The organism is Mesorhizobium sp. M0500, from assembly GCF_040321165.1.
In the GTDB taxonomy this organism is placed as follows: domain Bacteria; phylum Pseudomonadota; class Alphaproteobacteria; order Rhizobiales; family Rhizobiaceae; genus Mesorhizobium.
In genome coordinates, this window is the sequence record NZ_JAMYRB010000009.1 from 39,677 (window position 1) to 54,139 (window position 14,463).

Annotated in this window: 13 protein-coding genes; 11 read left to right on the forward strand and 2 right to left on the reverse strand. The window is 60.5% G+C overall.

All coding sequences use genetic code 11. The annotated features are described in order from the left end of the window. Positions 1 to 46: 46 nt before the first annotated feature. Both NKI70_RS18045 and NKI70_RS18050 read right to left on the reverse strand, forming a co-directional pair. Positions 47 to 2,209 carry an amylo-alpha-1,6-glucosidase gene (locus tag NKI70_RS18045; protein WP_023674970.1) on the reverse strand — a complete coding sequence of 721 codons (2,163 nt, stop codon included), beginning with the start codon at positions 2,207 to 2,209 and terminating at the stop codon, positions 47 to 49. 47 nt (positions 2,210 to 2,256) lie between these two features. Next, the gene (locus NKI70_RS18050) at positions 2,257 to 3,318 is read right to left on the reverse strand and encodes a glycosyltransferase family 4 protein (protein WP_023674971.1); all 1,062 of its coding nucleotides are present in this window, start codon (positions 3,316 to 3,318) and stop codon (positions 2,257 to 2,259) included. Between the two features lie 255 nt (positions 3,319 to 3,573). Between NKI70_RS18050 and NKI70_RS18055 the strand changes: the two genes are divergently transcribed. From NKI70_RS18055 to NKI70_RS18105, 11 genes are all read left to right on the forward strand, one after another. Continuing rightward, entirely contained in the window at positions 3,574 to 3,876 is a 303-nt protein-coding gene (locus NKI70_RS18055) for a DUF982 domain-containing protein (protein ID WP_084640966.1), read from the forward strand. A gap of 1,170 nt (positions 3,877 to 5,046) precedes the next feature. Next, a complete protein-coding gene (locus tag NKI70_RS18060) occupies positions 5,047 to 5,214 on the forward strand; it encodes a hypothetical protein (RefSeq protein ID WP_352593649.1) in 168 nt (55 codons plus the stop codon). Positions 5,215 to 5,477: 263 nt separating this feature from the next. Next, on the forward strand, positions 5,478 to 5,702 hold the full coding sequence (locus tag NKI70_RS18065) for a hypothetical protein (RefSeq protein ID WP_352568673.1): 225 nt from the start codon (positions 5,478 to 5,480) through the stop codon (positions 5,700 to 5,702). A gap of 113 nt (positions 5,703 to 5,815) precedes the next feature. Beyond that, a complete protein-coding gene (locus NKI70_RS33985) occupies positions 5,816 to 6,070 on the forward strand; it encodes a DUF6894 family protein (RefSeq protein WP_023674976.1) in 255 nt (84 codons plus the stop codon). Between the two features lie 465 nt (positions 6,071 to 6,535). Beyond that, positions 6,536 to 7,078: a class I SAM-dependent methyltransferase gene (locus NKI70_RS18075; RefSeq protein ID WP_352568671.1), complete on the forward strand. Its 543-nt coding sequence runs from the start codon at positions 6,536 to 6,538 to the stop codon at positions 7,076 to 7,078. A 237-nt stretch (positions 7,079 to 7,315) separates the two neighbouring features. Continuing rightward, complete coding sequence (locus tag NKI70_RS18080; RefSeq protein ID WP_198023529.1) at positions 7,316 to 9,103, forward strand: ABC transporter ATP-binding protein; 1,788 nt, start codon at positions 7,316 to 7,318, stop codon at positions 9,101 to 9,103. Between the two features lie 6 nt (positions 9,104 to 9,109). After that, positions 9,110 to 10,291, forward strand: a complete 1,182-nt coding sequence (locus tag NKI70_RS18085) for a glycosyltransferase family 9 protein (protein ID WP_352646116.1) — start codon at positions 9,110 to 9,112, stop codon at positions 10,289 to 10,291. A gap of 9 nt (positions 10,292 to 10,300) precedes the next feature. Further along, positions 10,301 to 11,488 carry a glycosyltransferase family 9 protein gene (locus tag NKI70_RS18090; protein WP_352568668.1) on the forward strand — a complete coding sequence of 396 codons (1,188 nt, stop codon included), beginning with the start codon at positions 10,301 to 10,303 and terminating at the stop codon, positions 11,486 to 11,488. Beyond that, positions 11,478 to 12,656, forward strand: a complete 1,179-nt coding sequence (locus tag NKI70_RS18095) for a glycosyltransferase family 9 protein (protein WP_352646114.1) — start codon at positions 11,478 to 11,480, stop codon at positions 12,654 to 12,656. The genes NKI70_RS18090 and NKI70_RS18095 overlap by 11 nt, the downstream gene beginning before the upstream one ends. Positions 12,657 to 12,957: 301 nt before the next feature. Beyond that, positions 12,958 to 13,752: a sulfotransferase domain-containing protein gene (locus tag NKI70_RS18100; RefSeq protein WP_352568666.1), complete on the forward strand. Its 795-nt coding sequence runs from the start codon at positions 12,958 to 12,960 to the stop codon at positions 13,750 to 13,752. A gap of 14 nt (positions 13,753 to 13,766) precedes the next feature. Continuing rightward, entirely contained in the window at positions 13,767 to 14,462 is a 696-nt protein-coding gene (locus tag NKI70_RS18105; RefSeq protein ID WP_352568665.1) for a sulfotransferase family protein, read from the forward strand. The last annotated feature ends 1 nt before the right edge of the window (position 14,463 follow it).

Here is a 14,463-nt window from a genome sequence, read left to right on the forward strand (position 1 = left end):
ATTGCAATGCCGCGCGTCATTTTCGACGCGCCGCAGTGCGGCGGCATCAAGTGCGCACGATGAGCGGCACCATCCCCTCATACCGATCGGCGAGAAAGGCGACGACCCGGTCGCCGACACGCTGGAATGTGAGGTCGACCACTGTCGAGCCGACACCTAGATGCCGCAATGTCAGCGTGTCGATGCCGATCGGCAGCCTTGGGCGGGTGACCCGGATTTCGCTGTTCCAGCCGTCGATTTCGAGCCCAAGGCAGGCCTGCATCAGCATGAAGGCCGATCCCGCCGACCAGGCCTGCGGCAGGCACGCGACGGGATAGGCGATGGGCGCTTCGCCCGGCGACCGGGTAAAGCCGCAGAACAGTTCCGGCAGCCGCATGTTGAAATGGACAGCCGATTCGAACGTGCCGCTCATCAGCCTGACTACGCTGTCGCGCACGCCATAACGTGCCAGGCCGGCACCGCACATGGCGGTGTCGTGCGGCCAGATCGAACCATTGTGGTAGGACATCGGATTGAAGAATATCGCATCGTCGGCCAGCGTCCTCACTCCCCAACCAGAGTGGAACGACGCAGAGAGCAGCTGATCGGCGACCATCTGCGCCCGTTCCGGCTCGGGCAGCCCGACAAAGAGAAGATGGCCGGCATTCGACGTCCGTACCTTGCAGAGCTCGCCTGCACCATCGATCGCCAGTGCATAGAAATTGAGATCGTCCATCCAGAAATGGCGTTCCACCGCGGCGCGCATGGTTTCGGCGCGTTCCTCCCAATGATCGGCCTTGTCGTCCTCGCCGCGGCGGCGGGCGAGCGCCGCCAGCCCACGGAACGCGGCAAAGACGTAGCCTTGCACCTCGACCAGGGCGATCGGCCCCTTGGGCATGCGGCCATCGGCATGGAAGACGGAATCGAAACTGTCCTTCCAGCCCTGGTTGGCAAGGCCGGTCTCGGCGCCGCGCTGGTAGGTAACGAAGCCGGTCGCGCGGCTTGTCTCCTCCGTCCATTCGGCCGCTGCACAGAGCGATGGCCACAGGCTGTCGACGAACGCCATGTCGCCGGTACGATCCGCATAGGCGCAAGCGAGATGAATGTAGAGCGGCGTGGTATCGACGCCGCCGTAATAGCGGCCGAACGGGAGCTCCCGCAGTGCCGCCATCTCGCCCTTGCGGGTCTCGTGCATGATCTTGCCCGGCTGCGAATCGCTGAACGGCGACGTTTCGGTCGCCTGATGCTGGGCGAGAAAGGCGAGTACGCCGCGCGCCAGCCCAGGATTCAACCACAGCATCTGCAGTGCGGAAATCACCCCGTCACGGCCAAATGCCGTCGAGAACCAGGGTATGCCGGCATAGGGGTAAGGTCCGGTTGAAAGCTCGGTGGTCAGCAACGCCACGTCCGCGCGCGCGCGTTCGATCCAGTCGTTGAAGACGCGGCCGGAGCTGTGCACCGTCGCGCCGTGGCGGCGTTTGGCGCGCATGCCGAAGCGAGCGCGGGCGGCAGCAGCCCGAAAACGGTCGCGGTCGGGTGTCTCCGCCACTTCCGGGCCGACCTCGATATAGAGGACCTCGCTGCTGCGCTTCGTCACCGCAACCAGGAAATCCGCGCGGCTGGCGGTCAAATTGTCCGGCGCCTGCGAGAACGAGATCGCCGACAGGCGCACGAGCTGGTCCAGCCCGTCATATCGAAGCACCACGGATGTCGGACTGGTCTCGGCGGCGTGGGCTATTCCGCGCTTGAGCCGGGTCGAACCGCGCACCTCGAACATGTCGCGGAAATCTGCTGCGAAATGCAAGGAAACCCGAATGGCCGACGATTCCTGGCTGTAGTTGGAAAGGGTGATGCGCTCGAACAGCCGGTCCTGCCAAAGCAGCCTGACGCGTTCTATGTGGATCGCGCCCTGCGGAATGTCGCGACCACCGACACTCTGGATCGGCAGATTGGTCAGGTTCGAGGTGAAAAGCACATTGTCCTGGCTGAGCGAGGCGCCGAGCAACGACATTTGCCGGCCACCGACCGTCAGCCGGAATTCCGAAAGCACACGCGTGTCGTCTCGGAAAAAGCCATCGCCGGCGCCGCGGATGTCGCCATAGGCGTCGGCCACCGCGAAGCAGTCGGCTTGCTTGAGGGCGAACAGCCGGTGCGGCTCCCGGGGCGCAACCTCGTCGAGGGAGGCAAGGGCTACGGCGGGATCAAGCTTACGCTCGTCGAGTTGATTCATACGTCACAAGCTCTGTCGTTTCGTTCCAACGTCCACAATGACGCCGATCAGGACGCTCTCGCTTCACCGGGAGTACCGATCAGGCGCGCATAGGCAGCCACATAGTCGTGGGCCATTCTCGTGGCAGAAAAACGGTTTTCGAACACGGCTCTCACCTGTCGCCTGTCGAGGCGCAGCAATTCCGGTATCGAGGTGACTGCGGCATCGACCGTATCGACAAGGAAACCGGTCACGCCGTAGTCGATGATCTCCGGCAGGGCACCGCATTTCCAGGCGATTACCGGCGTGCCACAGGCCATAGCCTCTATCGCGGCAAGACCGAACGGCTCCGGCCAATCGATCGGAAACAGCAGGCCGGCCGCCTTGCCGAGGAATTCCGCTTTTCTGTCCTCTTCGATCTCGCCGATATAGTCGACACGGTCGCCGTCGATCAGCGGCTCGACCGTGTCGTGGAAAAAAGGGCGGTCGTCGTCGCCGATCTTTGCTGCAAGCTTCAGTTTCAGCCCGGAGCGCAAGGCGATCTCAATGGCACGCTCCGGGCGCTTGTCGCGCGACAGCCGGCCGAGAAAGGCCAGATACGGCTCGTCCGCATTCGTCTCGAAAGTCGGCTCGTACATATTGATCGGCAGCCCGTGATGGATGGTCGCCAGCCAATTGGCCCTGGGTAGCCCGGTTCTCTGGCTGCGGGAAATGGAGATCATCGGAAAGCGCGGAAAATGTTCGTAGGCCGGGGCTAGGTCGACATAGTCGAGCCTGCCATGCGGTGTCGTCACCGTCCGGTCGGGCATGTGTTCGAAGAAAGGAAAATGCAGGAAGTGGCTGAGATGGAAATGGATGATGTCGAACTGTTGCGCACGGCTCCTCACCTCGGCGAGCATCGAGAGATGCGCCGCGGTTTCGGATTTGTGCGGGCGCGGATCGAGACGGAGCGCGCGCTCGCGACACGCCACCAATTTCGCCGACGTCTTGGTATCGCCACTGGCGAACAGGGTCACGTCATGGCCAAGCTCGACCAATCCTTCGGTCAGATAGGAGACGATGCGCTCCGTCCCTCCATAGAACCGGGGTGGCACGGATTCATGGAGCGGCGCCACATGGGCTATTCTCATGTTTTGGCATTTCCCTCAAAAAGACTGCTCGTGGCATCGAAATGCATCAGCCGCGCTAACGTTCCCGTACAATGGCAAGATGTCACCCAATTGGGGCAAGATGTCACCCAATTGGAGCTGCCGGGCGCGTCCACCGCTGCTCGTCTCGTGCAGCCAACATTTTTCAGGCCAAGCCCTCTTTTGCCGGGAACCAAAGTCGGGTTCGCGAGTTTAGTGGGGTTCGATCGCACGCATCCGGTCGACGGGGAGGAAATGATGGACCGCTTGCAATTCTTTTCGCCCGTGCGGGTTTTGCGCGGACAGGGACAGCCTGTGGAGGAGATCGACAGCGTTGCCGAAGCAATGGCATTCTTGCGAAAATGGCCGGCGGGGCGGCGCGGGCCGGTTTACCAGTGCGCCGTGAATTGCTGCGCTGCGGCCATGGCCGGCCGGATGTCGGCCGAGGAAGCGAGAAAGGCTTTTGCCGGCTTCGCCCGGATCACCCGCCTGCTCGAGGGCGATCGGCCGTTGCCGATGAGCGGCGAGGATCGGCATCGCGATCACGCCTTGAGGCGATAGCGCCGACTGCCGCAGATGGTCCGAGCAAGGGTGGCATTCAGCCGGAGCGCCCGATCGGCGACCGACGAGCAGCGCCGGCAAGGTGTCGTAGAGCGCTGCCCAGTAGGGGGCGTAAAACTCACGCCGGTATTCCGGCACTATCCAGTAGACTGCGGCAATGGTCGTGAGCGTAACGATGAAGCCGATGAGCTTGCGCACGACACGCTCGACTTCAAGCGCTCGCATCGGCTTCGCCTGCAATCCCGTTGAACGCCTTCGAAACGTCTGGAAATAAGCCGTGTCGACCGCGATCATTGCTGCAGTAGTAGCTGCAATGACAGTCATGGCCTGCAAATGCACAGGCCAGCTTCTGTCGGCGAGCATCGCGACGGTGAGCGCAAGACCAAGCAATCCTGCAAGGCCAGTGAGGGGCGCGGTCGCCGATTTCGGTCGGAGCGTCATACTACTACTCCCGTTGTCGTGAGGATCGATCGTCGTTGCCGGCCGCGTGGTCGCCGCCACGGTTCAACTCGAGTGGCGCCGCCACCGGAGCCGCTTGAGCAGCCGCTACACTCCGCCGCTGCCGTTAGACCCGCCGCTGCTTGTTCCGTCGTTGCCGCCACTGGATCCGCTGCTGCCGCTCGAACCGCTGCTGCCGCTCGAACTGGTAGTACCGCTTGAGCCGCTGGCGCCGCTCGATCCGCTCTGCTGCTTGAGCCGCCGATGGGCCCCTTGTTGACATTGTGCGGGGAGGGATGATTGTTAGCGCCCTCGCTTACATTTTCGCAGGTGCATTTGCGCTGATATTTGGCGCCGAAGGCACTGCCTTCATTGCTCGCCTTCTGGCAGACCAACCCATGGCAAATCAACGTCGCTTCGGTTGTCTCGGGGGTAAGGCCCGTGATGACTAGTGCGGTTGTCGTGGCCGCCATGCCCGTGATCGTGAACCGGAGTAAATTCCGAAAATTTTGCATAGATACCTCGCTTTCTGACGCCTCGCTTCTCGGGCTCGCGCCCAAGCTTCCTCGTTGTCGAGTGGATGTTTGCGACAAGGCCGCATACGGATCGCTTACGCCTCAGCGGTCGGGGCTCAGGGGCGGCATAAAAAGTTGGACGAAACGCAGACAATGGTGCCGCATTGCGGTATTTCGACCGGAAAAGGCCAAAGATGCACTTTTGGGGGAATGGATAATGTCGAAACGGCTTAGACTGGTGCTGGGAACGGCCGGCGCAATTGCCGTCGCCATTGTCTGGGGGATCGTCGCCACGTCGATGGGGGTGCCATCGATTCTGATCACTGTAGGAGCGGTCGCGATCGGCGCGGGCATCTACAGCTATGTCGATCGAAGCCGAAGCTGATCCAGTTATCAGGCTACGGGCATAGCGCAAAAATCCCACGGTCGCAGACTGTCTGCGGCAATGCTCAGTGTACGAAAATTACCAACGACAGCGTTCTGTGGAACGAGTGGCCTGCCGAAGCTATTGTGGTGGCGGTCCGAGACACCCCCGCCTCGGGTCATTGGCTCACCCGGCCGAGTGGTCCGCTGCTACCCGATGGCAGCGGACCTTTATCCGGAGGACAGACCCGGAAGACGGACATTGTGCCGAATCGAGGGAGAACGATGGTCGTTGACGAGATTGCCGCGCGGCGCCTGAAAAGTCAGCTCGAGCAATACATGGAGACCAGGAAGAGGCGCCACGATGCGGTTTCCACCGCAGCGGCTGAGATCGCGATCAGGGCTGTCATGCCGAATTGCCCGGCCTCCGGAAAAGCCCTGGACGACATGATTGCGGCATGTGCGTTCGAACACGGGCTGGGGGTACTGTTCGATCGACCTGACGCATGAAGGCCTAAACGCCATGAATCCCAACGCCAAAATCGCACGGTGCTGTCGTGCACAAATCCGACGCTGTTCCTGAGACCGCTTGCGACTAGATAAATCAACCAACCGGAGCAGGCATGCCGAGATATTTTTTTCATTTCCGAAACAATGACGGCCGCTTGACGGAAGATTTCGAGGGTCAGGAGTTGGACGGTTTGTCCGCGGCTCAGGATAACGCAATGGCTTCGGCCAAGGAAATCCTGGCCGAGGGCCTGCTCAGCGGCAGCCCGGTCCTGACAGGCCTTTCCTTCGAAATCTGCGACGAGAACCGGAACCTGCTTTTCCGATTTCCATTCTCGGAAGCTGCCGAAAAGGCCGGCACTCGGCCGTGATTGGCCAAAAGCCCCGCGATGCGGGCGAGCTTTGATCGAGCCTGGCTGAAAAACCGCATGTCGCGGCAAGACGGTCGTTGGTGCAAATCAGCACCATAGGCAAATTAGTAGCATAGCTGCCGGCACAAAGCAAGAACAAATATGGGCTTGCCTTGCCTACGGGGCATTACTTATGTCCCTGCGTGTGCCGGCCCGGGCTATCGTGCGTTTCAGGAACTCGAGGGCAGGCACGGGTAGGGGGCACCAAGCGACGTTGCCATTTCCAACCAGTATGTCGATTTGTCGGGCCGGGTGTTCGTCAACTTACCGAAACGTCTTCGCAGGATGCTGTGATCAGGAGTTCCTTTCTCCCGCGGTTGCGTTTACAGGACGCTCAGGACAGTGTCGTTTGCGCGCCAGCAACTGGACCGAGTTAGGCCGGGCGCACAGTCCCCCTCCGTCAAGGTAACCAGTCCGGCGCCGTTTTTGGAGAACAATGATTTGTGGTGGTCAAATAAGCAAAAGAGATTCAAGGGAACGTGGGACGACCGACTGGACGGCCTATTCTCAGCAGAGGTCGACTACGCCGGGAAATCCATTCTCGATGTTGGCTGCAACATGGGTGTTGTCGCCTATGAGATATCCAAGCTAGGACCGAGTTCGATCCATGGGATCGACATTCTCAAGCCGCATATCGAGACGGCCAGGATGATCTTCCTGGGTTGTCCGGTCCAAAGCCGGTTCGATTGTCTCGATCTTGGCAGCCGGAAGCTGCAAAATGTTCTCCAACCGCAGTACGACATCGTCATGCTGCTGGCGGTCTACCATCACATGCAGTGGAGCCTCGGCGCGGACAAGGCGCGACGCGTGCTGTGCGATATCGCCGGGCGTGCTCAAACGATCGTTGCCCGCGTCCCTCCTGGCAAGGATAAGGAGATGATCGCGGTGCTTTCGGATGTGGGCTTTTCAATCAAAAGCAATCACACATCGCCTCTTGGAAGCCATCTCATGGTCCTCGCGAAACACTGACCAGGCATAGCGCGGCCGACGACGAATGGCGCAAGAGCCGCGTGGCTGGGGTCCGCTATGCTCGCATGCGAGGAACCGACGGTCATAGGCCGATGACGTGCAAGGATCCGGTTCGGCATTGACTGCGGTCGGGAACGAAGCCACAGACAGGTGATCGAAACCGTCTCGCGCTTCAAGATAACGTGAAGACCGGACGGGATCGCAACGGGCGGCGACGAGATGATTACAAAGAAACGAGTGTCAACGGCCCCAGCATATCCGCTGATCAAGCGTCTGATTGGCGAAAATCTGCCGCCGCACAAGATGCTGTATGTGACAGGTTTGCTGTGCTCGATCGCCGCTGCTGCGGCGACCGGCGCGGCGGCCTGGATCATGAAAGTCATGATCAACACCATCTATGTCGAGCGAGACGCTGCCGCTGTATCGGGTATCAGCGCCGTCATCATCGGCATTTTCCTGGTCAAGGGCATAGCTGCCTACTGCCAGACCATCACGACGGGAAAGATTCGCCGGGCTATCGTTTCGGACCTGCAAAACCGGCAATTTTCCCGAATGGTGTATTTCGACATCAGCCGTTTCGCGAACCAGCATCCGGCAAAATTCATCTCCAAAATCATGTTCAACGCGCGCGCCGGGGCGACCGTTATTCTCACCCTCACGAGCAGCGCCGTCTCTGATCTGCTGACCCTGATTGCCTTGGCCAGCGTCATGGTCAAGCAGGACCCGGTGATGTCGCTGATATCCGTGGCGGTTCTGCCGATGCTGTTCCTGTCAGTCGGCGCGATAACAAGGAAGCTCAAGGCGCTGGCGAGGGGCGAGACGGAATTGGCCGCACAAGTCCAGTCGATCGGCACGGAAGCCGTCGAAGGCATCCGCACCATCAAGTCCTTCCAGCTCGAGGACAAGGCGGTTGCCAGCTTTGCAAAGGCCGTCCGCAAGATGGAAAGACGTGGCATCCAGATCAACCGGACGTCAGCATTGATGAGCCCATTGATGGAGACCGGCGGCGGCGTGATCATCGGGCTTTTCGTTATGTACGCCAGCTGGCAGACCCTCGGCAACGGCAAGACGCCCGGCGAATTCATGGCCTTCATTACCGCGTTCCTGCTTGCCTATGAGCCTGCCAAGCGGTTGGCCCGGGTCAATGTCGACATCCAGAAGCAAATGGTCGCCGTCGAGCAGATGTATGATTTGATCGACACGCCCGAGCAACGGCGACTCGCGATTGCGGGCGAGCGTCTGACCGACGTCGATGGTGGTATCCGCTTTGAAGATGTGGCCTTTTCCTATGACGGCAACAGCCCCGCGCTCGAGGGTGTTTCCTTCGACGTGCGACCTCGTGAGAAGCTGGCGATCGTCGGCCGCTCCGGCGCCGGCAAGACCACCATCGTCAATCTGATCCTGCGCCTGATGGAGCCGGACAAGGGCAGGATCCTGATCGACGGAAAGGACATTTCGAAGATCAGCCTGGCCGACGTTCGCGATAACATCGCACTGGTATCTCAGGACGTCTTCCTGTTCGAAGGCTCGATCCGCGACAACATTCGCGACGGTCGCCCAAACGCCACCGATCAGGAAATCGAGTCCGCTGCGAATCTCGCCCGGGTCACCAGCTTTGCGTCTGCGCTCGAAAACGGGCTCGACACGCTTGTCGGGCCGAGCGGCACCAACCTGTCGGGCGGGCAGAAACAACGCGTTGCCATCGCACGCGCCCTGCTCAAGAATGCTGCGGTAATCGTCTATGATGAAGCGACATCCGCGCTCGACGGTGAAAACGAACGGGCGGTCATGGAGGCAGCCTTCGACAACACATTTCAGCGCACGGTGATCTGCATTGCGCACAGGCTGTCTACAATCAAGGCGGCCGATCGTATTCTCGTGTTTGACGCCGGACAGCTTGTCGATGCTGGAACGCATGACCAGCTTGCCAAGCACAGCGAGATATATCGTTCGATATTCCACCTGGAGACGCCCGATCCGATGGTCGAAAGCGGCAAAAAGCTGCGGCAGAGCGTATTGCGCTGAAGGCCGATGACCAGCTTTTATCACGGTTCCTATGTCCGGTATGTGATTGGTGGACTGGGCCTTCAGGTGCGCCGGTACAAAAAGGCGGTGCGCAGGTTGTTTTTCAGTCCCAAGCAGCCTCGTTCCATTCTTGAGCTACAGGCCAAGGTTGAGGCCCTGATCGTGCGCAGGGACTGGAAAGGCCTTGAAGCCGGTACCAATGAGATGGCTGTCACGGCCGATCATAATCGCGACCCGGAGCTGATGCAGAAGGCGGGCCAGGCGTTCGAACGCCTTGGCAACTTTGCGCGGGCAGCTGAGCTTCGGCTTTCCGCTCGCCGGCTGCGGAAAGGGAAGAGCGCCAACGAGTGGACCGGCGAGAATCTCGGATCGGATACACTGCTGATCGATCTTGTGGAGGATGACCCGCGCAGCCTTGGCCGGGTTATCCGCCACGCGCGACTGGCCGGCGCTGCCGCTGCCTATGCCCAAAGTGCAACAATTCGGGTCGAGCCGCGCCTGGTATCAATTCTGCAGCGAACGTTCCCGAAGGCGACCGTGGTCCCGGCGCAGCGGGATGTGGTCGGCGACAAACACGCGACTTTCGAAGATCTCGCCTGGGTGTTCGGACGCGACGCCGAAAAGCTTGCTGCCGACTTCGTACCGCTGCGGGCAGATCCTGAACTCGTCGAGGCATTCCGCAAGCGCTATCGGGCGATGACGGATCTGCCGCTGGTCGGTCTCTCCTGGGGCAGCAAGTCCCATACCAAGGACGTGCCTGATTTTCCTGAATGGGCACGGTTCATCGCCCAGACGCCAGCGACATTCGTTTCGCTCCAGTACGGGCAGATCAAGCCGGCGTTGCGGCGCCTTCGCAACGGCAACGACGCGCGTCTGATCTTTGACGACAGCGTCGACCAGATGGTCGACATGGACCGTTTCGCCGCACAGCTCGCCGCACTCGATGCTGTCGTGACGATCAGCAATACGGCGGCCCATCTTGCGGGAGCCATTGGCGTGCCGACTGTTTTCCTCATCGACGATAATTTTCAGACGGCATGGCCAGTGACTGGCGACCGGACACCCTGGTATCCGAAGGGCATTGTCATTCGCAAGGAGGGGCGCCCTTGGTCGCTGGTGCTCGACGAGGCCGGCCGGCGGCTCTCGTCGATCCTGACGACGCTTTCCGACGCTCCCCGGGGACGATAGAACATCGCCGTGCAGAACAGACGAACCATCCTTCAGAAGGCAAAAACCGCCGATCTGCGCCCGCAAGGCGCCGTCGGCAAGCGGCTGCAGAAGGTTCTCGAGCGGGCAAAGGAACTTCTTAGACGTCCTTCGCGCCACGCCGACGAAAGCGCCGAACGGCATATGAGGCTGATGGAGGAAAGCGTGCAGCGTGGTGATTGGCAAACTGCTCGCGACCATGCACTGGCGCTTGGCGTGCTTGGTGAGCAGCTTGGCGATCTCGGCCTGATCAAGAAAGCGGGGCGTGGACTGAGGCGTCTCGACGGAGGAAATCGCATCTGGCAGTTGATGGCGGCGAGCAAGCAGCTGCGCGGCAGGCCCGATTGGGATGGCAGTGATCTTGCGGGTCGCACGCTTCTCGTCGATCGTCGCGAAGGCGACCTGGCGATCTTTTTCCAGTTCGCGTCTTTGCTTGGTCCAGCAGCTGCGGCTGCCGGTCGATGCATCGTCTTCGTCGAGCCGCGACTGGCACCGCTTTATCGCAGAACATATCCTGCGCTCGATGTCAGGATTGAAGGGGAAGAGGACATGGCGGCGGTGGACGCCGATGTCGTTGCCGGTTTCGAGACGCTCGCAAAGCATTTCTGGCCGGACGACCCGGCGGCACGCGCGCCCTTCGTTCCGCTGGAGCCGGACCGCCGACTGGTTGCCGAGCTGCGCGGCACCTATCTCGATGGCGGCCCAGGTCCCCTGATCGGATTTGCTTGGGGAAGCCTCAACAAGAGCAAGGATCTGCCGGCCCTGGACGATTGGCGGACGCTGTTCAGCAGTCTGCCGGGGCGCCTCGTCAGCTTGCAATATGGCGATGTCGGGCCGGCCCTCTCCGAGTTCGAGCGCCACGCGCCGGGGCGCATCATCCATGACGCTTCCGTCGACCAGTTGACGGACATGGACCGCTTTGCCGCCCAAATTGCGGCGCTCGACGCGGTGGTGACGATCAGCAATACCGGCGCCAACCTGGCCGGAGCGCTCGGCGTGCCGACGATTGTCATGCTCGACGACGGGTTTCGACTGTCCTGGCCTGCCTTCGGCGAGACCGTCGCCGCATATCCGAGCGTTCGACTGGCCCGAAAAGGCGGCCGAGCCTGGGCGTCGGCAGTGCAGGAAGCAGGCGGACGGGTCATGCAAATCATCAGCGGAGCTGGCGATGGAAGGTAGCCTACTTCTCGGCCGGTTGCGCCGCGCTGTCGCGCTTGCAGGCTACAAATACAAGGTCTGGTTCCGACGTCACCGCCGGCAGCTCTTCCTTCGCTGGCGCGACGGCGACATTGCCGATCAGATGGCGGATTATCGGCGAAGCGTCGAGTCCCGCGATTGGCCGGCGGCCCTGCCGAAAGCCCTGGCTCTTGGATCCATTGCGAAGTCGAGGGGCGAGGTCCACCTGATCGACGAGCTCAGCAAGGCGCTGATGCGGATGGGCGCTTATGGCGCAGCCGCCGAACTCAGGATCGCCCGACGCCACATCGTCAACGGCCGCGTCGATGGCGAGTGGCTGGGCCAGGATATTTCTGGCCAGACACTGCTGATTGATCTGATGGAAACCGAAAAGCAGGGTCTGGCCACCGCGATCCATCATGCGAGTTCCGTCGGCTGTGCCCTGGAGCGCGCCGCCCGCTCGATCGTGCTGGTCGAGCGCCGCCTGGTACCGCTCTTTCAGCGCACTTTTCCGACCGCCGATGTGCGGCCGGTCGGCGCTGGCGGCAAGGCCGCCTATGCCGAGGCGCAGGCCTTCGCCGGCGTCCAGCATCTGACTGCCGTTTTCGAAACCGACGAGGCGACGATCCGCGAGCATTTCGTGCCCCTTAAGCCGGATCCGGCCCGGGTCGCTGAACTTCGCGCCCGCTACCGGAAGGAAGGACGGCCGTTGGTCGGTATCGCATGGGGCAGCTCCAATCCCGGCAAAGACCTGCCGCCGCTTGCCGCCTGGCGAAACCTGATCGGCCGACCGGACCTCCGGTTCGTCTCGCTGCAGTACGGCCAGATCGAGACCGATCTGAAGATCCTGACCGACGGTGAGCCGGAGCGAATTCTTCATGACAGATCGGTCGATCAGCTCGTCGACATGGATCTTTTCGCCGCGCAGGTTGCCGCGATGGACGCCGTGGTGACCATCAGCAATACCGGAGCGCATCTGGCCGGCGCGCTCGGCATCCCCTCGGTTTTCATTCTGGGCGACGGCTTCAAACGCTCCTGGCCGGTCGAGGGCGACCGCACGCCCTACTATCCATCGGCCGTGCTGGTCTCGAAACGGGAACGCCCCTGGTCCGTGGTGATGGGCGAGGCCGAGTCCATTCTGGCGCCATGGCTCACAAAAGTGAGTGGCTAATGCATGTCGTCCAAAAGCGCGTCACTGAATACGCTTCGACGCGATGCGCATTAAGGAGTTCGGCCGACGGACCGCGGAATGGAGCGCCCGTGTCGAACAGTCGTCGCAACAGGCCAAAAAACATAAGGCATTCCGAACCGGGATATAGTAAAGGCCAATTCGCCCCGCAGAGGATCGCAATTCTTGCCGGCATTTCTGCCTTGTGTTCGAATTAGCCGTAGGCTTAGGCGCCCAGTAATGGGGTTGGTCTGGCCGGCAGCGGTTCGGGCGCCAGCTCTGATAATCTAAAGGAGGTCTCTCCATGTCCTTTCTAAACATGTCCTTTCTAAAATTTTTCCAGGCCAAAGAGCCGCCTCTTCCTCTTATCGTATCCTTTCCAAAATCGGGGCGCACGTGGCTGCGTGTCATGCTGGACGATCTCGGAGTTGAAGTTCAATACATTCACGACGGAACCGACCACAAGTTACTTCGACCGATATCGGGCCTCAAGGAGAATAAATCTCGATACAAGAAGAGAAGAACAATAATGCTTGTTCGCGATCCAAGAGATACGGTGGTCTCAGGGTACTTTCAGGTTCAGAAGCGCCACATGCTTCCAGCGGGATCGTTCAGCGATTTTATCAGAAGCGACAATCATGGGATTGAAAAGATCATCAGATTTAATCTGCATTGGTTCGCGGCCATGCCCCGGATGCGCGAAATCCGGTATCTTCAATATGAAGATATGCATCGGGATACGGCTGGTGTCCTTCGCGCGATCCTTGGATTCCTGAACCAGCAGGCTGACGATCGGACGCTTGTCGAGGTGGCGAACAACCGAACGTTCGACAAGATGAAAGTGAGTGAATCGACCGGTGATCTGTCCGATCGATACGGCAAGATATTACAGCCGCGCGATGCGAATGATCCCGAAAGCTTCAAGGTGCGCAAGGGCAAGATAGGCGGTTACGGGGAATATCTTTCCGAGGACGACGTGGCCTATTGTGACGAGCAGTTGGCTAAGTTCGAATATTGGGAGAAGCTGGACAAGGTTTTTAGCACGAACGGCTTGTGCTACGCTCGCGTCGATAACCGCGCCCGGGTCGCCTTGGGTTAGGGAGCATTGCCGACATGGTGATGCGGACCGGATTCATTTGCGGCTGCGGCCATAGCGGGACGACGTTGATTGCGACGATCCTTGCGTCGCATCCCGACGTCTACCTGCCGCTCCAGGAAACCAACATTTTCTTCAAGTGGACGCCACTGGCCATGTTCCGCTTCTGGAAACTGAAGCGGGCGGCGCTCGATGCTGGAAAGAACCTGCTGCTTGAAAAGACACCGCGGCATATCCGCCGTGTCGCCCGCATTCGCCGGCTCGTGCCCGGTGCGCGTTTCGTCATGCCGGTGCGAGATGGGCGCGACGTCGTAGCGTCCCTGATCAAACGACTTGGCGACCCAACGGAGGCTCTCGACCGCTGGATCAACGACAATGCGCTGGTTCTTGCGGAACGGGGAAAGCCGGATGTGCTGATCTATCGCTATGAGGACCTGGTCGAGAATCCGGCCAAAGTCGTCGAGCAGATATGCGGCTTTCTCGATGTAACCTTCAGCCCGGATCTCCTCGACTATCACAAGAACCCGCAGCAGTGGTTCAAGCCGACCGACGCCAGCGGCGAGACGCCGCATGCGGTGCTCCGGAACCAACAGGTCAATCAGCCGATCTATGACGGGAGCGGAAGATGGCGCTCCGAACTTGGAAACGCCGAGCTACAGGACCTGGTCCAAGGACGAGGTGCCCAGCTTATGAAAGCATTCGGTTATGCATGAT